Origin of the sequence: Serratia sp. C2(1) (genome assembly GCF_036352655.1) — a bacterium.
GTDB classification, from domain to species: Bacteria; Pseudomonadota; Gammaproteobacteria; order Enterobacterales; family Enterobacteriaceae; genus Serratia; species Serratia inhibens.
Genome location: NZ_JAZFBA010000005.1, coordinates 247,397 through 267,433, shown reverse-complemented (window position 1 = coordinate 267,433; position 20,037 = coordinate 247,397). Strand labels below are relative to the sequence as shown.

The following is a 20,037-nucleotide window of genomic DNA, read 5'->3' as shown; positions in this document are numbered from 1 at the left end:
CGCGTGAGCGAAAAGAATCAGTTTTTTGTTCGGAAGCTAACATGCCATGCTCGGATGACAGAAAAATAACCGTTAGATGACAGCCATATGACGGGAGAGTGAAGTGCAGATTGCGGTTTGATGTCGGCGGCGGGGGAAAGTACCCCGCCGCAGCGGGGATTACAGTGAACGACGCAGGCGGGCGACCGCTTCCTGCATCTGTTGCTCAGTGGCGGTGGCGAACGACAGGCGGAAGGTTGAACGATCCGGGTTATCGGAGAAGAAATATTCCCCCGGCACGAACACCACCCCCTGCTGCAGGGTGGTTTTCAGCCATTCGGTGGCGTTGAACGGCTGACGGAAACGCGCCCACAGGAACATGCCGCCCTTCGGCATATCGAAGGTGATGTGTTCACCCAACTCTTTCTCCACCAGCTCGGCCAGGATCTCGCCCTTTTGCTTGTAGGCGGCACGGATCTTTTCGATCTGCCCCGGCAGACGATCCAGACCCAGGTAGCATTCGACGATGCTCTGCGACAGCGCGCTGGCGTGCAGATCCGCCGCCTGTTTGATGATCGCCACTTTATGCAGCAGGAACTCAGGCAAAATAGCCCAGCCCAGGCGCAAGCCCGGCGCCAGGATCTTGGAGAAGGTCGAGGTGTAGATAATGTTATCGGTATGGCCCAGCACCCGCTGCGAAACCTGATGCAGCGTGGCATTGCGCTCTTCGGTAAAGCGCAGCTCGCCGTACGGATCATCTTCGATAATCAGGAAGTTGTGCTCGGCCGCCAGTTTCACCAGCAGTTCGCGGCGCGGTGCGCTCAGCGTGAGGCCGCTTGGGTTGCCAAAGTTCGGCACCACGTACACGCCCTTGATACGCTGAGTTTTCAGCAGCTCGGCAAGCTCTTCAACCACCATGCCGTCGCTGTCGGATGACACCGACATGATATTGGCTTCCGCCAATTCCAGCGTCTGCAACGCCGCCAGATAGGTCGGGCGCTCCACCACAAACACGTCGCCTGGGTTGACGATAGCGCGCATCACCAGATCCAGCGCCTGCTGGGAACCGGCGGTCACCATCACCTCTTCGGCCGTGGCGGACACGCCACGCTGGGCGCACAGCTCGCAAATGCGTTCACGCAGCAACGGGCTGCCTTCGGTCAGGCCGTACTGGAAGGCGCTTTTTGGTTGTTCGGTGATCGCCTGGTGGGTGGCAATGCTCAGCCCTTCGAAATCAAACAGGGCATCAGAGGGGATGCCGCCCGCCAGCGAAATGACGTTTTCCATCTTACTGTGCTTGAGCAATTCACGGATTGCCGAGCTTTTTACGTTGACGATGCGCTGTGCGAGTAACCCTTCTGTCTTCATTTCTTATTCTCGTAATCGTTATACATTTTGTAGGGGCGCGGTACACGGCGACCAGGCTACTTGGGGCGACTCTATATTCGCCCCCCACAGGAAAGTGAGTGCAGCCAACAATGCTGTAGCCTGAAAGACGACGGGTATTTAGCCGCCCAGATACGCCGACCTTACTGCTTCGTTTGCTAACAATGCGGCTCCCGTATCTTCCAACACCACGCGCCCGTTTTCCAGTACATAACCGCGATCCGCCAATTTCAGCGCCTGATTGGCATTTTGCTCCACCAGGAAGATGGTCATGCCCTCTTCGCGCAGTTGCTGAATGATGTCGAAAATCTGCTGGATGATGATCGGCGCCAGCCCCAGAGAGGGCTCGTCGAGCAACAATAGCTTCGGCTGGCTCATCAGCGCGCGGCCGATCGCCAGCATCTGCTGTTCACCGCCGGACATGGTGCCGGAGCGCTGGTTGCGGCGTTCCAGCAGGCGCGGGAACAGGCTGAACACCCGCTCGATACGCTGCTGATACTGGTGACGATCGGCAAAAAAGCCGCCCATCGCCAGATTCTCTTCCACCGTCATGCGCGAAAATACCCGGCGCCCTTCCGGCACTATCGCCACTGCCTCACGCATAATGCGCGAGGTCTGCCACTGGGTAATGTCCTGATCGAGGAAGGTAACGCTGCCTTCGGTGGCGCGCGGCTCACCGCACAGCGTGCCGAGCAGCGTGGTTTTACCGGCACCGTTGGCACCGATCAGGGTGACTATCTCACCCTGCCTGATGTTGAGGCTGACCTGATGCAGCGCCTGGATTTTGCCGTAATGGGCGGAAACCTGATTAAATGACAACATTAAAGACTGTGCCCCATCATTGTGCGTGAGCATCGCTGGTGGTTATTTCGCTGCGCAGCAAGGCGCGAGCCGTGAGGTTTGGTGGGCCAAATAAACGGTGAGTAACACAGCGGCGCGGCGAAATAGCCCCAGCCCTGCGGGTCGCGCCCAAAAAACCCGCTCTCTGCGTTGTCAGATTCGAACATAATCCCGCTATGTTCTTCATCTTCCGCCTTGATAGCGGACTTTTGGGTCTGCGACGATGCCACGAACAATGATGGGACACAGTCTTAAGCCTCACCCAGATAGGCCCGGATGACGTCCGGGTTGTTACGAATTTCTGCCGGGGTGCCCTGCGCCAGCGGCGTGCCCTGATTCACCACGTAGATACGATCGGAAATGCCCATCACCAGCTTCATGTCGTGCTCGATCAACAATACCGACACTTTATGCTGGTTGCGCAGCTCGACGATCAAATGGTCCAGCTCGTCGGTTTCCTTCGGGTTCAGGCCCGCGGCGGGTTCGTCCAGCATCAGCAGTTCCGGGCGGGTCACCATGCAGCGCGCAATCTCCAGCCGCCGCTGCTGGCCGTAGGCCAGATTGCCCGCCGAACGGTTAGCCATCTCAAGCAGGCCAACGCGTTGCAGCCACACGGAAGCACGTTCCAGTGCGTCGGCTTCGGCACGGCGGAAGGCTGGGGTTTTCAGCAGCCCGGCGAATACGCCGCTTTTCAGGTGCTGATGCTGGGCGACCAGCAGGTTCTCAATCACCGTCATTTCGCGGAACAGCCGCACATGCTGGAAAGTGCGCACCACGCCCATGCGGGCAATCGTCTGACCAGGCAGCCCTTCCAGATGGCGATCGCGCAGTTTGATGGTGCCGCCGGTAGGGCGGTAAAAGCCGGTCAGGCAGTTAAACACCGTGGTTTTTCCCGCGCCGTTCGGGCCGATCAGCGAAACAATTTCGCCTTCGTTCAACTCGAGCGCCACATTATTTACCGCCAGCAGGCCGCCGAAACGCATCGACAGTCCTTCTACTTTCAGCAGAGGTTGCATGCTCATGCCTGTTCCCCCTTGCCGGCCGTTTTCAACTTCAACTGCGGGCGCTTCATCGGCAGCAGCCCTTGCGGCCGCCAGATCATCATCAACACCATCAACGCGCCCAGCAACAGCATGCTGTATTCGTTCAGATCACGCATCATCTCGCGCGAGACCACCAGCAGGATAGCCGCCAGGATCACCGCGAACTGCGACCCCATGCCGCCCAACACCACAATCGCCAGCACGAAGGCCGACTCGACGAAGGTGAAGGACTCAGGGCTCACGAAGCCCTGACGCGCGGCGAACAGCGTGCCGGCAAAACCGGCGAAGGCGGCGCTGATGGTAAAAGCGGTCAGTTTGATTTTGGTCGGGCTCAGCCCCAGCGAGCGGCAGGCGATTTCATCTTCACGCAGCGCTTCCCAGGCACGGCCCAATGGCATGCGCAGCAAGCGGTTGATCACAAACAGCGTCACCACCACCAGCAGCAACGCCACCAGATACAGGAACACGATGCGATCGCTCGGATCGTATTGCAGGCCGAAGAAATTATGGAAAGTATCCCAACCGCCGTCACGCGCGCTGCGGTTGAATTCCAGGCCGAAAAAGGTCGGTTTCGGGATCTGGCTGATGCCGTTCGGCCCGCCGGTGATCTCGGTGTTGTTCAGCAACAGGATCCGCACGATCTCACCAAAGCCCAGCGTCACAATCGCCAGGTAGTCCCCGCGCAAACGCAGCACCGGGAAACCGAGCAGGAAACCGAAGATGGCGGTGACGATACCCGCCAGCGGCAGGCTTTCCCAGAAGCCAAGGCCGTAATAGTGATTCAGCAGCGCGTAGGTATAGGCGCCGATGGCGTAGAAACCGCCGTAACCCAGCACCAGCAGGCCGGACAGCCCTACCACCACGTTCAGGCCCAGGCCGAGCATCACGTAGATCAACGTCAGGGTGGCGATATCCACCGAGCCGCGCGACACCAGAAATGGCCAGGCGATCGCAGCGACAATCATCGCCGCAGCCAACAGCTTCTGGCGCGGGGTGGTGCCGTCAAAACTCGGTAATACAAAAGAGGGGCCGGACAGTTTTTTCAGCCCCTGCTGCATCAGCGGGCGCAACAGTTGGAAGAAGAAAACGATGACGCAGCCGATGCCGATCCACATCCAGCGCACTTCCGCCGCGCCGTGGACCACCAGCTTGGTACCGTCCAGGCTCAGTTGCATCCCCATCAGGAACGACGCCATGACAAACAGCACAACCGAGGCTATCAGCGCGTTAAGCAGATTGAGTTTCATACCTTCTCAACCTCCGGCCGCCCAAGGATGCCGGTTGGCATGATCAGCAACACCACGATCAGCAACGCGAACGACACCACGTCTTTATATTCGGTGCTCAGATAGGCCGAGGTCAGCGCTTCTGCCACTCCCAGCACCAGCCCGCCGATCATTGCGCCGGGAATACTGCCGATGCCGCCCAATACTGCCGCAGTAAAGGCTTTCATGCCGGCCATAAAGCCGATGTACGGGTTGATTACGCCGTAGAACTGGCCAAGCAGCACGCCGGCCACCGCCGCCATCACTGCACCGATCACGAAGGTCAGTGAAATCACCCGGTCGGTATTGATGCCCAACAGGCTGGCCATCTTCAAATCTTCCGCACAGGCACGGCAGGCGCGCCCCATGCGGGAATAACGGATAAACAGCGTCAACGCCAGCATCGCCAGGAAGGTGACGCCCCAGATAATCAGCTGCATGGTGCTGATGGTAGCGGCGAAGCCATTGCTTTCGCCCAGCACCCACTGGCCGGTGACCAGGCTTGGCAACGCCAGATCGCGCGAACCCTGCGTCAGGCTGACGTAGTTTTGCAGGAATATCGACATGCCGATGGCGGAAATCAGCGCTATCAGGCGCTTGGAGTTGCGCACCGGCTTGTAGGCCACCCGCTCGATGCTCCAGCCGTAGGCGCTGGCGATCACGATCGACACCAAAAACGCGGCGCCAATCAGTAGCCAGCCGACGTCGATGCCAAGCATCATCAGGGCGGCGATAACAATAAAGGAGACATAGCTGCCGATCATATACACCTCGCCGTGGGCGAAGTTGATCATGCCGATAATGCCGTAGACCATGGTGTAACCGATGGCGATCAATGCATAGGTGCTGCCCAACGTGACGCCGTTGAACATCTGCTGCAGAAAATAGAGAACCTGCTCTGACATACTCGAACCCTTGGCTGCGCTTATAGCAAACCTGAAAAAACTCAGGTAAAGGGGTACGGGCCGGCTTAGCGGCCCGCGGGCGCAGCATGCTGCGCCCTACCCTGATTATTATGGCTTATTTAATCGGTGTTGATGTGCCGTCGGCATGCCACTCGAACACGCCGAATTCGAAACCTTTCAGATCGCCCTTATCATCCCAGCTCAGCGGCCCCATCACGGTGTCCACCGGCTTGCCGGTTTTCAGATCCTTGACGATGTCGGCCGGCTCCTGGCTGCCGCTGCGCTCCATCCCGGTAGTCAGAGATTGAAGCGCTGCGTAAGTGGTCCAGACGAACGGCCCGGTCGGATCCAACTTCTTGGCTTTCAGTGCATCCACGATAGGTTTATTGGCGGGTACCTGATCGTAGCGTTTAGGCAGGGTCACCAGCATGCCTTCTGAGGCGGCACCGGCAATGTTGGACAGCGAGGAGTTGCCCACGCCCTCTGGCCCCATAAAGCGGGTAGTCAGGCCGGCCTGTTTTGCCTGGCGCAGGATCTGCCCCATTTCCGGGTAGTAGCCGCCGAAGTAAACGAAATCGACGTTTTCTTTCTTCAGGCGCGCCACCAGAGTGGAGAAATCTTTATCGCCGGCGGTGATGCCTTCAAACATCACCACGTCGGTACCCTGCTTTTTCAGGCTGTCGCGCACCGAGCGCGCCAGGCCTTCACCATACTGCTGCTTGTCGTGAACCACGGCGATGCGCTTGGGTTTGATTTCGCTGAGGATGTATTTCGCCGCGGTCGGGCCCTGATCGGAATCCAGCCCGGTGGTGCGCATGATCATCTTGTAACCACGGGTGGTCAGATCGGCGTTGGTAGCCGCCGGGGTAATCATGATCACGCCTTCGTCTTCATAAATATCGGAAGCCGGTTGAGTCGAGGACGAGCACAGGTGGCCGATCACATAGCGAATACCGTCGTTAATCACCTTGTTGGCAACCGCAACCGCCTGTTTCGGGTCACAGGCGTCGTCATATTCCACGGCAACCAGTTTATCGCCCTTGATGCCGCCTTTGGCGTTGATATCGGCAATCGCCTGACGGGCACCGGTAAACTCCATATCGCCATACTGCGCGACCGGGCCGGACATGGCGCCCACGATCGCCACCTTGATATCTTTCGCCATTGCCGAATGGCCGATCGCCATCGCGATACAACCCGCCAACAGCGCCTTACCTTTTGTTAATTTCATCCGCAAATCCCCATCTGTCGTTGTGAACGTACCTGTTGTGTTTGCCTGCACCTGACCCTTATTTACTGCTTTTATTCATAAGTAATAATGATTTAGGTGTTTTCGTGGCAATATTTTCTAATAAGACTTTATTTTTCATACCATTAAACAGGAATTTTCTGCTGCAAATCAACTTGAACAATCAGAAACAAGCGGTGTAAACAGGATAAAATCCGGATTAAATCTGCGCTGTTTTGCATCAGGCGCAGCGCGTTATGCTGGTTATCGATCCATTAACAATCTATTTACTCGGAAAATGCGTCCTGCAAAAAACATTTTGCGCAGTAATCGTACAGAAAAACTTACACAACGCTCTGTGCAAGATCTATTACACTGTCGGCATCGATTAGCCGTTCGGAAATTCTGCATGAAACTGACTATTGAGCGATTAACCTCGCTGTCCCCGCAAGACCTTATCGATCTCGGTAAAATCTGGCCGCAACAGCAGCCGCAGCAGTGGCAGAGCTGGCTGGACGGCGATAAGGCCCTGTTCGCCGCCCGTTTTAACGAACGGTTGCTGGGTGCGGTGAAAATTGTGCTGGATGGCGATAACGCTCAACTGCAGGATTTGCTGGTGCGCGAAGTGACGCGCCGCCGCGGCGTCGGGCTGTATCTGGTGCAGGATGCGCAGCGCCAACTGACCCAGGTAGCGCATTGGCAGCTTTCTACCGCCGGCCTGGCACCGCGCGAACGCGGTGAAGTGGATAACTTTATGCGCGCCTGCGGTTTCACCCAGCAAGGCGATCTCTGGCAAAAATGAAACGCGGGCTGATGGCGTTGCTGCTGTTGGCGCTGGCGTTGACGGCCTGGTTCGGCGGCCGTCACCAGGCGCTGCGGCTACCAGCGCCCCGGGACAGCCAGGTTTATATCTGGCAACGGGTCTGGACACCGCAACACGCCACTGCGCTGGCGCAAAGCCGTGACCTGTTCTCCACCCTGCGCGTGTTGGGTTCGCAGGCGCATCCGCGCGAAGGCTGGCGCGAAATCCCGGTCAATCTGCCGCTGCTGCAACAGGATGGCCGCCCGCTGTGGCTGGTAGCCCGTTTGGATGGGCAATTGGCGCAGCTCGATGAATCGACTATTCGTCAACGCCTGGTAAAACAGGTTTTGCAATGGCAGGCCGCAGGGTTGCAGGTGATCGGCATCGAAATAGATCATGACGCCGCCACCGCTCGCCTGCCTGACTATCACGATTTCTTGCAACAACTGCGCCGACAACTGCCTTCTTCCTTGCAACTCGGCATTACCGCGTTACCGGCCTGGATCGGCTCACCGGCGCTGCCCGGCGTGTTGCAACAGGCAGACAGCTCGGTGTTGCAGGTGCATGCGGTGCTCTCACCGCAGCAGGGGCTGTTCGCCGCCCCGCTGGCGCTGCGCTGGGTAAAACAGTACGCAAACATCACGTCCAAACCTTTCAGGGTGGCGCTGCCGGCCTACGGTATGGGCCTGCTGGGCGTTGATGCACAGGGCGCACAGGTCGAGAGCGAAGCCTCGTTGCGCGTGGCGGGCAATCCTCGCGAACTGACGGTAGCGCCGCAACAGGTGGCCGATTTTCTGCAGCAACTGGATACCCAGGCGGTACCGCATCTGCGCGGCGTTATCTGGTTCCGGCTGCCGCTGGCGGACGATCGCCGCGCCTGGTCGCTCGATACGCTGCGGGCAGTGATCGAGCGGCAGCCGCTTAATGTCAGCTGGCAGGTAAAATTTAGCCCTCAGCCACAGCAAAGTGGGCTGTATGATCTGATAATTCATAATAACGGGCCGGTTGATGCCCCGTTGCCTCGTGAAATAATCATCGCCGCCACGGACTGTCTGGCGGCGGACGCGGCGGGCAACTACCGGTTGGAAAGCGGGCCTCAGCGCCAGCGCTTTGTCCTTATCAGCGGCGATCAGCTGCGCGCCGGGCAATCCCGGCCGCTGGGCTGGCTGCGCTGCCAACAATTGACGCCAGGAGGCACTCTTGTCATACCCTGATGCACGCGCGGTACGCAACCGCCACGGCCGGTATCTCCCACTCGCCGCTCTGATCGGCTCCGCGCTGGCGATGCCCATTAACGGTTTCGCCTGCGGGCCGGATTTTCCCAACCGTTTGCTGACCGATCGTAACGGCACCCTGCTGTATATGCCGGAAGGCAATTTCGCCTTTGAGGCCAGTCGCCTGGTCGCGGTCGATAACCAACTGCCGCGGTGGAAAGCGCCTCCACCGGCAACGCCGCCGAAACCGATGCCGCTTTCGCCGGAGACAATCATTATCGGTAAAATGCGCGCCGCCAAGACCGTCGAGGAGGCCGATGCGGTCAATTCTCAGGGGTTGTCGGACGCCGCACGCCTTTATCAACTGGGTGCCGTGGCCTTTGCCGGTGCCGATCCGCGTGCCGCAGAGTATTTCCAGCAGGTCCTGGCGCTACCCGCAGCACAGCAGAGCGACTGGGGACTGCGGGCGCAGTATTCACTCGGACGGCTTCTGATGGGTGACCACGGCACACCGGAAAATGAGTCCGGCGCAGCTCCAGCGGTTAAACGCCCGGCGAAGCCGCAGTTAGAGCAGGCGCTGGCGGCTTTCCAGCAGGTGATTGACCGGGTAAAAGCCGGCGCGACCGATCCTGATCAACTGGCGCTGAGCAGCCTGGGGCAGCAAGCGCGCATCCAACTGTGGCTGGGCAACATCGCCCCGGCGGCACAGTTGTACGCCCAACAGGCGGCGCAGGGCGATCAAAACGGTGGGCTGTCGTTACAGTACGTCTCCAGCTATCTGGTCAATCCTGACCACTTTGAAGTGCTGAAACAAGCCATTAGCGATCCGTTGATCCAACAGTTGGTGACCATCGAACTCTTTGCGCGCGGCAGCAATTTGCAAATGTCGGATACCGATGCCACCGGTACCCGTTCGAAACAGATCATCAGCCAAATTCTGACGCTGCTGAACGCCTCGGTGAAAAGTGGTTTCAGCGGCAGCGACCGGCTTGCGGCGCTGGCTTATCGCGCCGGGCAATATCCCATGGCGGCCAGCCTGCTAAAACATGCCGGTGACAGTGGGCTGGCGTGGTGGCTGCGCGCCAAGATGGCGTTACGTGATGGGGATGTTAAGGCCGCTACCGCTGCCTATGCCAAAGCGGCTGCAGCCTTCCCTTCCAGTGAAAGCTGGGGCGAGCAGCGCAATGCGGACTTTACGCCGGAAACCATCGTGCCCGAATGCCGGGTGGCCGGGGAACAGGCGATCCTTGCGTTGGATCGCGGCGACTACCTGCAGGCGATGGATTTTCTGTATCGCGGCAAAGAGATTTATTGGGCAGATGTCGCCGATGTGGCCGAGCGGGTGCTGACGATCGACGAACTGAAAGGCTTCGTTGATAAACATGTGCCGGCACCGGCAACGCCGCTGAAACCCGTCAATCCCGATGAATACAACGGCCAGCAAATCACGCCGGATATCCAATTGCGGGAATTGCTGGCGCGGCGGCTGATGCGCGCCGGGCGGGCCCAGGAGGCGATGGGTTACTTTGATATTCCGAACTACCGCCAGGTGGCGCAAGGGTATGCCGATACGCTGAAAACCGCGCAGGACAAAACCGCCGACAAACGGGTGCGGGCCAAAGCCTATTATCAGGCGGCGACGCTGCTGCGCGCGCAGGGGCTGACCTTCACCGGCTACGAGATGACGCCGGATTACGCCATTTATGACGCGGGTTATTCGTATCTGGGGGATGCCTTTGATACCCGCGAGCTGAAACACAAGAGTTGGATCAGCAGCGCCGAGGCGGCGCGGGCCAAAGCGGCGCTGCCGGCACAAGACCATCGCTTCCTGCATTATCGCTGGCAGGCGGTTGATCTTGCCCAGCAGGCCGCCGATTTGTTGCCTCCCAAAAGCCAGGCGTATGCTGCCGTGCTGTGTAATGCCGCCGGCTGGGTTATTAAACGCGACGCGAAAACCGGCCAGGCGCTGTATCAGCGCTATATCAACACCGGCACTCGTTATCCCTGGGCCAGCAAGTTTGGCTACGACTGCCCTGCACCGGATTTTGCCGCGGCAGGCCAGTAACGCCGAATTTCAGGCACAAAAAAACCCGTTCAGCAGTGAACGGGTTTTTTAACGCTTCAGCGGGATCAGGCTTCGATCGCCATTTTCAGTTTCTTCATGGCGTTCTTTTCCAACTGGCGCACACGCTCGGCGGAAACGCCGTACTGATCGGCCAGTTCCTGCAAGGTGGATTTGTTGTCGTCATCCAACCAGCGGGCGCGGATGATATGCTGGCTGCGCTCGTCCAGGCCTTCCAGCGCGTAGGCCAGTTTGTCTGCGGCGTTGCTTTCCCAGTTATCTTCCTCGATGCCTTCGGCGAAGTCAGAGCTTTTGTCCTGCAGGTAGAGAACCGGCGCCATCGACTGACCGTCGCGCGCGTCGTCGTCCGGCGTAGGATCGAAAGTCATATCCTGCGCCGCCATGCGAGACTCCATCTCACGCACGTCTTTGCTGGTCACGCCCAACTCGCGAGCCACCAGTTCCACCTCGTCCTGATTGAACCAGCCCAGACGCTGCTTGGTTTTACGCAGGTTAAAGAACAGCTTGCGCTGTGCTTTGGTGGTAGCGACTTTGACGATACGCCAGTTGCGCAGTACGTATTCATGAATTTCTGCCTTGATCCAATGCACCGCAAAGGACACCAGGCGCACCCCAACTTCCGGATTGAAGCGGCGTACAGCTTTCATCAGGCCAATATTACCTTCCTGAATCAGGTCTGCCTGCGGCAGGCCGTAACCAGAGTAATTACGGGCAATATGAGCGACAAAGCGCAGGTGAGACAGGATCAGCTGCTTAGCGGCCTCCAGATCGCCCTGATAATGCAGCCGTTCAGCCAGCTCCCGCTCTTCCTCTGCCGTCAGCATCGGATAGGTGTTGGCGGCCCGGATATAGGCTTCCAAACTGCCCTGGGGCACTAAAGCTAAAGTTTGCATTTCTTTGGTCATTCAAACCCTCTCTTGAGAAAACAGGTCATGCAGGTGATTATTTACGGCGGGGAAAAGATTGATTTTACGGCAGTTGCTGTTGCAAAAGCGGTCCGCACGCCGGGCACCCTAACATTTTGCTGCAAATTTTGACCGTGTTCCGCCCTATAAGTTCACTGTTTTTCGATCGCATTGCAAATGACAATACGTGACGAAGGTGGAGACCGATAGGGAATTTGTGCGCTAAGAAGAAACTGAATGGTGCTTGCTTTACTGCCGGTAGCTCTTCTCCCGCAACACGCTCGGAGCAGCAGGAGAAGAGTATACCAAAAAAAATTTATTGTGGTGTAAATCGGCGTAAATGTTGCACCGTCGCCAGCCAGGCGGCGATCCAGCCAATCATCGCGGAGATAATCAGCAGCAACAGCGCCTCATCCCACCCCAACCCATGCAGGGTGAAGGTGGTGCCGAACACTTTTGCCACGCCGGTCACCACCGACTCCAATTTCCACACCAGCGCCCCGGAGAGCAGCAGCGACAGCAGCGCACCGAAGAAGCCGAGCATCGCCCCGCCGTTCAGGAACGGCCGCAGAATGAAGCCGTCGGTCGCGCCAATCAACTTCATCACATTGATGGTGTCGCGGCGGCTGAAAATACTCAGACGCACGCTGTTGCCGATCACCAGGAAGACCGCCACAATCATCAGAATGCCGATCATCGCCGCCACCTGCCCCACCAATCCGGTGAGCGCCGCCAGGCGGGCAAACCAACTGTCATCCATCCGCACTTCGTCCACCCCCTGAACCGCCGCCACGCGATCGCGCAGGGTATTGAGGGTATCCGAGCTCTGGAAGCTCATCTTCGGCGTGATGATGGCCACGGCCGGCAGCGGGTTTTCTTCCAGCATATCCAGCGCACCGCCAAAACCGGACCAGTTGCGGAATTCGCCCCGCGCCTCTTCGCGCGACAGGTAATTCACCTTCTCTACGCCGGCTTCCGCCTTGATGGCGTCGAGCACTTTCACCGCGGCGTCGTCATCGAGAGATTTATCCAGATACACCGTCAACTGCGGCGTCGGATACCACTGGGTGGCCGCAGTGCTGACGTTTTTCCAGACGATATAACACACGCTCGGCAGCGTCAGGGAGATGGCGATCACCATCACCGTCAGCAGCGTCGCCAAAGGTTGACGCAGCATATCCTTGATGGCGTTCATCCAGGCATAGCGCCATTGTTCACGCCAGCCGCCGCGCAGCGCCTTGCTCTTGGCGGTTTTTGCATTATTCGCCATGATGCGCTCCTCCAGCCATACGGCCCTGGCTCAGGCTCAGAATGCGGTAATTGCGACGAGCGATAAGCCCGGTATCGTGAGTGGCCATCAGCACGGTAACGCCAACACGGTTAAATTCTTCAAACAGGCGCAAAATACCTTCCGACAACGCATCATCCAGGTTACCGGTGGGTTCATCCGCCAGCAGCACCGCCGGTTTGTTCACCACCGCACGGGCGATGCCCACGCGCTGCTGTTCACCGCCGGACAGCTGAATCGGGAAGTTTTTCGCTTTATCCAGCAGCCCGACCTTGTCCAGCGCGGCGGAAACGCGGCGGCGGATGTCTTCGGTGCTGGCGCCGGCGATGATCAGCGGCATCGCCACGTTGTCATAGACCGTGCGATCCAGCAGCAGGTGGTGATCCTGAAAAATCATGCCGATCTGGCGGCGCAGAAACGGCACCTCGCTGTTTTTCAACCGGCTGATGTCGTGGCCACCAAACCAGATATGGCCGGCGCTTGGTCGTTCGATACCACAAATCAGTTTCAGCAGGGTACTCTTCCCCGCGCCGGAATGGCCGGTCAGAAACGCCATCTCCGCCGGGCGCAGATGGAAATCTACCCCCTGCAGCGCTTGCCGTCCGCCCAGATAAGCTTTACTGACCTGTTCAAAGCGAATCATCCGTATTAATCCTCTCGGGCAAAAAGTGCCTCAATAAAATCGTCAGCCTTAAATGGCCGCAAATCTTCGATACCTTCCCCAACGCCAATATAGCGAATCGGGATTTCGAACTGATCGGCAATGGCGAAGATCACCCCGCCCTTGGCGGTACCGTCCAGTTTAGTCAGCGTGATGCCGGTTAAGCCCACGGCTTCGTTAAATAATTTCGCCTGGCTGACAGCATTCTGTCCGGTGCTGGCATCCAGAGTCAGCATAACCTCATGGGGGGCCTGGTCGTCCAGTTTTTTCATGACGCGGACGATCTTCTTCAGCTCTTCCATCAGGTGCGCCTTGTTCTGCAAGCGGCCGGCGGTATCCGCAAGCAGCACGTCAATACCGCGCGCCTTGGCAGCCTGCACCGCATCGTAGATCACCGAAGCGGAATCTGCGCCGGTATGCTGCGCCACCACCGGAATACGGTTGCGCTCGCCCCACACCTGCAATTGCTCCACCGCCGCCGCACGGAAGGTATCCCCCGCCGCCAGCATCACCGATTTGCCTTCCGCCTGGAACTGACGAGCCAGCTTGCCGATGGTAGTGGTTTTACCCACGCCGTTCACCCCAACCATCAGAATGACATAGGGGTTTTTACCGCCAACATCCAGCGGTTGTTCAACTTTAGTCAGAATTTCAGACATTTCCTCCTTCAGCTTGCCATACAGCGCCTCGGCGTCTTTCAACTGCTTGCGGCTGGCGTGCTGGGTTAGGGAGGTAATGATTTTACTGGTGGTTTCCACGCCGACGTCGGCAATCAGCAACTGTTCTTCCAGCTCTTCAAACAGATCGTCGTCGATTTTCTTGCCACGGAACAGGCCGATAAAACCGGAGCCCAGGTTTTGCTTGGTTTTCACCAGGCTGCGCTTCAGACGGGCAAAGAAGCCTTCTTTGGTCGGACGCTCCTGCTCTTGAGTTACCGCCGGGACCGGCAGTTCGCCTTCCGCCGATTCGGGCTCTTGTTCTTCTCTTTCAACAACGGCTGGGGCAATGATAATCGGCTCCAGCGCAACGCTGGCCGGCAGAGGCTCTGCTTCTGGCTCTGCTTCTGGCTCTGGCTCTGGCTCTGGCTCTGGCTCAACCAGCGCCTCAATCATTTCCGGTTCAGGTTCAACGATCGGCTCAGGCTCGACGGCAGGCGCGATGAGTTCAGGTTCAGGCTCCGGCGCAATGACCGCAACCGGCTCAAGGATCTCTTCAGCCTCAGGCTGCTGTTGCGCCGCCACCTGTTCGGTGAGGGTGACAATCTCTTCCGCCAACGCTTGCGCCGGGGTGGAATGCTCAGCGACGGCAGGTACGCTTTCGGCGATGTGTTCGCCGGTCAGGCTGCCGTCCCATTCCCCTGGGGTATCGACGGAGGCGGCAGGTTCAGATTCCTGGGCGGGGAGCTTGTCGTCCAGCGGGGCGACAACCGGCTCGGCCGGCGTCTCCACGGCCTGATTTTCCGTCTGCTCTACCGACGGTTCAGGTTGCGATTGCTCTTCTTCCTTCTGGCCGAAGCCCAGCCAGGAGAAAAACCCACGTTTCTTATCTTTTGCCATGTGATGACTCTACTCCGTACCTAAGGCTTGCTTATGCTGACAATAATCCGCCGAGTCTATCACTTTCCCTCGCGCAGCAACACGCATCCGGTATGCTTTCCACTGTGAAATCAGGCAACAAAGTTTTACCGTTCCCCCCGGGGCGTCTCACCGGTAGAATAGAGGCAACTTTTCGTTAACTCGTGCGGCCTCGCGGCCAGAGAAAGAAATAAAGCAAACCTATGACAAGACTATCGCCACGGGCGACGGCAAAAAAACCGCCCCAGGCCGCGGCCGGGCAGATCCGCATCATCGGCGGCCAATGGCGCGGGCGTAAGCTGCCGGTACCTAACAGCCCGGGGCTGCGCCCGACCACCGATCGCGTCCGCGAAACCCTGTTCAATTGGCTGGCGCCGGTCATTCAGGGCGCGCGCTGCCTGGACTGTTTTGCCGGCAGCGGTGCACTGGGGTTGGAGGCGCTGTCACGCTATGCCGGCAGCGCAACGCTACTGGAGTTTGAACGCCCGGTGGCCCAACAGTTGGAGAAAAACCTGGCACTGCTGCAGGGTAAAGGCACGGTGGTCAACACCAACACGCTGAATTGGCTGGCGGGCAACGGCCAGCCGTTTGACGTGGTGTTTCTCGATCCGCCGTTTCGCAAAGGGTTGCTGGCAGAAACCGTCACCTTGCTGGAACAGCAGGGCTGGCTGGCCGATGAGGCCTGGATTTACGTAGAGGCCGAGGCGGAAAGCGCCGCGGCTGACGTGCCGGCCAACTGGCAATTACACCGGGAAAAAGTCGCCGGTCAGGTCGCTTACCGGCTTTATATTCGTTCGCAAGAGAAAACCGACAATGCTGATTAATCTGGGCCGCCTGCTGATGCTGTGCGTATGGGGCTTTCTGCTCTCCAATCTGTTCCACCCTTTTCCCAAGCCGCTGAAGTATTTCATCGACGTGGCGCTGTTCTTTATGGTGGTGATGCACGGGCTGCAACTGGTGTTACTGAAGTCCACCCAACCGAAAGATCAGCCGATAAGCTACTGGCAGGAAGCCAAGATCTTCATCTTTGGCGTATTCGAACTGCTGGCCTGGCAGAAAAAGCAGCCGCCCATTAAAAGGAAATAACCCGGTAGGGCGCAGCATCCGATGCCCCGTTATTGCGGTTGCTGAGCGGTAGCGGTAAAGGAGACGTATCTTGTGCCCTGCATGCTCAGCGTGCCTTGCACGCCCTTTTCGATCGGGTTGTACTGCCACTGTTTCAACCGCAGCCGGATGTCCTCACCGCCGCGCAGCGGGCTGAACACCACCTCATAATGCATCGGCTCATTGACCCCCTGCTCGCGCTGGCGCGAACGGGTGGTCGCCACGGGAAACTCGCGCTTGTCGCTCACCTTGACCTGTAAACTGCGCACCGGCGCGCGGTCATTTTCCGCCTCGGCCCGGCGCTGGTTGAAGTAACGGTGCGTCGCCAGTATGGCGATCAGCGCAATCACGGCGACAAAAAACAGCGGCGGCTTACTCATCTTTATTCCCATTCCTTTCGCGGCTAAATCGGCGTAAACATAGCATTCTCAAGAAAGCATTGTCGATTGCAGGCGCGCTGCCTACACTGCACATAGGAAGTGACACTGGTGACAATTTGGAGCCGTGATCTGCGGCTCCCATAATGAATAAGGAAGACACAATGAGTTGGCCGTTCCTTGCCGTATTCTTTTCCGGTTGGCTGTTCGTAGACGCCTCCTATCGCGGACCACGCTGGCAACGTTGGGTATTTAAACCGCTTACTCTGCTGCTGCTGTTGCTGCTGGCCTGGCAGGCGCCGGTGCTGGGCGCCGCAGGCTATCTGATCGTCCTCGGGCTGGTCGCGACGCTGATCGCCGACGCTTTGCTGCTGCTGCCGCGTGAGCGTGTATTGTACGCCATCGGCGCATTTTTCCTTTCGCACCTGCTTTATACCCTGAGCTTCGCCAGCCAGATGACTTTCAGCCTGTTTTGGCCGCTGCCGTTGGCGCTGCTGATTATCGGCGCGTTGCTGTTGGCGACGATCTGGACCCGGCTGGAGGAAATGCGCTGGCCAATCGCCACTTACGTAGCGATGACGTTGCTGATGGTGTGGCTGGCGGGTGAACATTACTTCATGCGCAGCACCGATTTCAGCTTCTCGCTGTTGGCGGGCACCTCGCTGCTGCTGTTAGCCAACGTGGTGTGGCTGCTTAACCGCTACCGCTTTAGCTTCAGGGCAGCGGATGCGGTGGTGGCGTTTTGTTACTTCTCCGGCCATTTCCTGATCGTCCGCTCGTTGTACCTGTAAATGTCCAGGGCGGGTTCGGGCTACCGAACCCGTTTTATTATCTCAGCGCCTTCAGAGTCAGGCCACCCTCCGCCCCGGATTGATTGCGGTAGCTCTCGCCGTCACGCGAAAAGAACGCCAACGTACTGCCATCGGCCTGCAACAGCGCGATGCCATCCGGCGCCGGGCGCCAACCAACGACCTCTGCCGAAAACACCTTTTGCAGACAGTGCTGAGGATCCACCAGCCGATAGCCATTGATTTCGCTTTGTTCACCGGCCAAAAATTCAATCTGACACTGCTGTTCGGCATCGGCGATCAACCATTGCCCCGCCAGCGACCTCGCGGAAGGAAGAACCAAACTGCCGGCCATAACTGCTCCCGTCACCATCATGCCCCCCGCCATCACGGCGGCCCACGCTAAACTGCCTTTCATGTTAACTCCTGCATAACGCCCGGCCAGGCTGCACCGGGCGTTATGATGTTCATTGTTACACGATAAAGTCAGTGGCAACGTCCGCCTGCCCGACAATTTTCACCAGGAAGTCCGGTGTCTGATGCCCGCCAATGTTCAGCGCCAAATCGCTGACGTTGCTCGAGCTATCGTAGGTCAACAATGCCTCACCCGCCGCACCGCTGAAATGATCGACGAAGTGGATCGCATCGCCGCCCTGCGCTCCTTGATTAAAGAACGACAGGTCAATTTTATCGGTACCTTTCTGGAAATCGCGGATCCAGTCAGAAGCGCCCGGCTTGGAATCGCTGACGGCGGCGAAAACAAAGGTATCTTTGCCGACGCCACCCCACAGTTCATCGGCACCTGCGCCACCGAACAGGATGTCGTTGCCCGCCCCGCCCTTCAACACGTTGTTGGCCGCATTACCGACGATCACGTCGTTGCCTGAACCGCCAATGGCGTTCTCAATGGTGACGCCCGCCGCGATCGACACATTGCCTTTCAGCCCGCCTACGTCCGAGAAAGATTTCTCGTTCAGATTGATACGCTGATTGGCGGTATAGCCGGAGAAATCGAAGGTATCATTGCCGCCCGCATCCCAGGCCGCAAAGATCACTTTCTGCGCGTTGCCGGCGGTGCTGAGGAAATCGCGGCCGGTATTGGAGTTGAAGCCATACACTGTGTCGCCGGTGCGGGTGGACAGGTTAGCGCCATACAGGTGCTGAATGGCGGAAATGTCATCCAGCAACGGCGCCGCGGCATAGTGGCCGCCGTTGTCGCCGCCGGTATTGGTTTCACTCCAGTAGCTCATCAGGCTGAACTCGCGAGTGTCTTCGGCATAGCTGGCGTCGTTGTAGGTTGGGTTGCCTTCCCCGGCGTTGTAATCGCCCGGGTGGCTCAAGCCCAGCGCGTGGCCAATTTCATGAGTGAACGTCTGGCGACCGTAATCTTCGCTTGCCGGATGTTGAACATTGGACTGATTGACGTTGTACCAGGTTTGGCCGCCCAGATTCTGCCCCTGATAAATCGTGTTCGGCAGGAAAGCGTAAGCCTGAGTATCGTAATCGTAATGGCCGGGGCGATCCTGGCTGTAATTGCCGAAAGTGATATTGGCCTTCTGGTTGGCGGCAACTTCGGTGAAGGTAATATTCGCCACGTCAGACCAGGATTGCAGCGACAGTTTAGCCTGCTGCTGCTGTTCGGCGCTGAACTTGCTCAGCCCGGTATCGCCGGCGACGTTGGTAGATGAGAATTTATAATCGGGGAAAGAGAAAGTTAATTTAACCGGTTGACCAAAAACCTTATAACCGTTCCAGGTTTGGTTCTCGCGGGTAATAAACAGCCCAGCTTGTTCGGTAGAAAATGAGTCCTTGCCATTAACCTGAATCCCGTTGCCACGCTCGTGGTAATGCAACAGATCCTCTACAGCATTATAGCCGGATCCGGTAGCGGCGAGGCTGGACTCAGTAACTTCAATTGCCTTTTTAGTAGATTGCATTGGTTCGATTCCACTCATTAGCTGATTGTTATCAATCAGACAGATAGACATAACCTGCCAGAAAGCCGCGATGGACGAACCACCGGCTTACGGGAAGGGGTTTATGCGCCGTTACCGGCAGTGTGTTAGATAGAATTAATGCATAGATATCAGTAAATAATATTACCAACAGAAATGGTAATCGATTCCAATTATAGGCACGGACTCAAAACTGAACATAAAATAATCAACTATATATTTCAATAACGAAAGATATTTATGCTGCTTTTTGATCTTATTTACAAATCAAAGGCAACCAATACCCGATAAGTTGGTTACAAACTTCAATAAAAATGCGACCTGCAGACACAAGCGGATCATGCTGGCTGTTTTGAACAAAAGAGTTAAATTTAACTAAACAGTTATAGATTAATAACTCTTTATTATTAGTCGGCGGGATTTTTTAGTTCGCTTGGAAATAACATCTTCTTATATCGACTAACGACCTGAGGGTGCATTGTCGAAAAACACCTTCTTGCATCGCCAATATATTAATATTTGCATTATTATCCTGCTATCAAACGCTTTTTATCGTTCGCCCCCTCTCCGCATGACAGTTAGCAATAATTCTCATCCCGGCGCTTGACTCTGGAGTTGACTCCAGGGTGTAGAGTCGGCG

At 57.5% G+C, this 20,037-nt stretch carries 19 protein-coding genes; 6 read left to right on the top strand and 13 right to left on the bottom strand.

Annotated elements, in window-relative coordinates:
• Positions 1-159 precede the first annotated feature (159 nt).
• From V2S86_RS22445 to V2S86_RS22420, 6 genes are all read right to left on the bottom strand, one after another.
• A complete protein-coding gene (locus tag V2S86_RS22445) occupies positions 160-1,347 on the bottom strand; it encodes an aminotransferase-like domain-containing protein (protein WP_330764196.1) in 1,188 nt (395 codons plus the stop codon).
• Between the two features lie 138 nt (positions 1,348-1,485).
• Positions 1,486-2,187 (bottom strand): high-affinity branched-chain amino acid ABC transporter ATP-binding protein LivF, encoded by a 702-nt coding sequence (livF, locus tag V2S86_RS22440; RefSeq protein WP_330764195.1) that lies wholly within the window; start codon positions 2,185-2,187, stop codon positions 1,486-1,488.
• A gap of 269 nt (positions 2,188-2,456) precedes the next feature.
• Positions 2,457-3,227: a high-affinity branched-chain amino acid ABC transporter ATP-binding protein LivG gene (gene livG, locus V2S86_RS22435; RefSeq protein ID WP_212556727.1), complete on the bottom strand. Its 771-nt coding sequence runs from the start codon at positions 3,225-3,227 to the stop codon at positions 2,457-2,459.
• Positions 3,224-4,495 (bottom strand): high-affinity branched-chain amino acid ABC transporter permease LivM, encoded by a 1,272-nt coding sequence (locus V2S86_RS22430; protein WP_330764194.1) that lies wholly within the window; start codon positions 4,493-4,495, stop codon positions 3,224-3,226. The genes livG and V2S86_RS22430 overlap by 4 nt, the downstream gene beginning before the upstream one ends.
• Positions 4,492-5,418, bottom strand: coding sequence for a high-affinity branched-chain amino acid ABC transporter permease LivH (gene livH / locus V2S86_RS22425; RefSeq protein ID WP_065505711.1), 927 nt, complete (start codon positions 5,416-5,418; stop codon positions 4,492-4,494). Before livH ends, V2S86_RS22430 begins: the two co-directional genes overlap by 4 nt.
• Before the next feature lie 115 nt (positions 5,419-5,533).
• Positions 5,534-6,649 carry a branched-chain amino acid ABC transporter substrate-binding protein gene (locus tag V2S86_RS22420; RefSeq protein ID WP_330764193.1) on the bottom strand — a complete coding sequence of 372 codons (1,116 nt, stop codon included), beginning with the start codon at positions 6,647-6,649 and terminating at the stop codon, positions 5,534-5,536.
• A 406-nt stretch (positions 6,650-7,055) separates the two neighbouring features.
• On the opposite strand from V2S86_RS22420, the gene panM reads away from it, so the two are divergent.
• From panM to V2S86_RS22405, 3 genes are read left to right on the top strand one after another with little or no spacing between them, the layout of a single operon-like run.
• Positions 7,056-7,448, top strand: a complete 393-nt coding sequence (gene panM, locus V2S86_RS22415; protein ID WP_330764192.1) for an aspartate 1-decarboxylase autocleavage activator PanM — start codon at positions 7,056-7,058, stop codon at positions 7,446-7,448.
• The gene (locus V2S86_RS22410; RefSeq protein ID WP_330764191.1) at positions 7,445-8,662 is read left to right on the top strand and encodes a DUF3142 domain-containing protein; all 1,218 of its coding nucleotides are present in this window, start codon (positions 7,445-7,447) and stop codon (positions 8,660-8,662) included. Before panM ends, V2S86_RS22410 begins: the two co-directional genes overlap by 4 nt.
• Positions 8,649-10,727 carry a hypothetical protein gene (locus V2S86_RS22405; RefSeq protein WP_330764190.1) on the top strand — a complete coding sequence of 693 codons (2,079 nt, stop codon included), beginning with the start codon at positions 8,649-8,651 and terminating at the stop codon, positions 10,725-10,727. Before V2S86_RS22410 ends, V2S86_RS22405 begins: the two co-directional genes overlap by 14 nt.
• A 65-nt stretch (positions 10,728-10,792) precedes the next feature.
• Here V2S86_RS22405 and rpoH read toward each other — a convergent pair whose 3' ends face one another.
• The 4 genes from rpoH to ftsY all read right to left on the bottom strand — a co-directional run bounded on the left by rpoH (position 10,793) and on the right by ftsY (position 15,155).
• Positions 10,793-11,650 (bottom strand): RNA polymerase sigma factor RpoH, encoded by an 858-nt coding sequence (gene rpoH / locus V2S86_RS22400; RefSeq protein ID WP_004950979.1) that lies wholly within the window; start codon positions 11,648-11,650, stop codon positions 10,793-10,795.
• Positions 11,651-11,966: 316 nt separating this feature from the next.
• The gene (gene ftsX / locus V2S86_RS22395; protein WP_330764189.1) at positions 11,967-12,920 is read right to left on the bottom strand and encodes a permease-like cell division protein FtsX; all 954 of its coding nucleotides are present in this window, start codon (positions 12,918-12,920) and stop codon (positions 11,967-11,969) included.
• Positions 12,910-13,581, bottom strand: a complete 672-nt coding sequence (gene ftsE / locus V2S86_RS22390; protein WP_004950974.1) for a cell division ATP-binding protein FtsE — start codon at positions 13,579-13,581, stop codon at positions 12,910-12,912. The genes ftsX and ftsE overlap by 11 nt, the downstream gene beginning before the upstream one ends.
• A gap of 5 nt (positions 13,582-13,586) precedes the next feature.
• Entirely contained in the window at positions 13,587-15,155 is a 1,569-nt protein-coding gene (ftsY, locus tag V2S86_RS22385) for a signal recognition particle-docking protein FtsY (RefSeq protein WP_330764188.1), read from the bottom strand.
• 221 nt (positions 15,156-15,376) lie between these two features.
• Here ftsY and rsmD point away from each other — a divergent pair, with 221 nt between their 5' ends.
• Positions 15,377-15,997: a 16S rRNA (guanine(966)-N(2))-methyltransferase gene (gene rsmD, locus V2S86_RS22380; RefSeq protein ID WP_006317224.1), complete on the top strand. Its 621-nt coding sequence runs from the start codon at positions 15,377-15,379 to the stop codon at positions 15,995-15,997.
• Positions 15,987-16,259, top strand: a complete 273-nt coding sequence (locus V2S86_RS22375) for a DUF1145 family protein (RefSeq protein WP_006317223.1) — start codon at positions 15,987-15,989, stop codon at positions 16,257-16,259. The genes rsmD and V2S86_RS22375 overlap by 11 nt, the downstream gene beginning before the upstream one ends.
• Before the next feature lie 29 nt (positions 16,260-16,288).
• On the opposite strand, the gene V2S86_RS22370 is transcribed toward V2S86_RS22375, so the two are convergent.
• A complete protein-coding gene (locus V2S86_RS22370; RefSeq protein WP_330764187.1) occupies positions 16,289-16,657 on the bottom strand; it encodes a DUF2500 domain-containing protein in 369 nt (122 codons plus the stop codon).
• Positions 16,658-16,818: 161 nt separating this feature from the next.
• On the opposite strand from V2S86_RS22370, the gene V2S86_RS22365 reads away from it, so the two are divergent.
• Positions 16,819-17,445, top strand: coding sequence for a lysoplasmalogenase (locus V2S86_RS22365; protein ID WP_330764186.1), 627 nt, complete (start codon positions 16,819-16,821; stop codon positions 17,443-17,445).
• Positions 17,446-17,482: 37 nt separating this feature from the next.
• On the opposite strand, the gene V2S86_RS22360 is transcribed toward V2S86_RS22365, so the two are convergent.
• The gene (locus V2S86_RS22360) at positions 17,483-17,860 is read right to left on the bottom strand and encodes an AprI/Inh family metalloprotease inhibitor (protein WP_330764185.1); all 378 of its coding nucleotides are present in this window, start codon (positions 17,858-17,860) and stop codon (positions 17,483-17,485) included.
• A 55-nt stretch (positions 17,861-17,915) separates the two neighbouring features.
• On the bottom strand, positions 17,916-19,379 hold the full coding sequence (locus tag V2S86_RS22355; RefSeq protein ID WP_330764184.1) for a serralysin family metalloprotease: 1,464 nt from the start codon (positions 19,377-19,379) through the stop codon (positions 17,916-17,918).
• Positions 19,380-20,037: the final 658 nt, after the last annotated feature.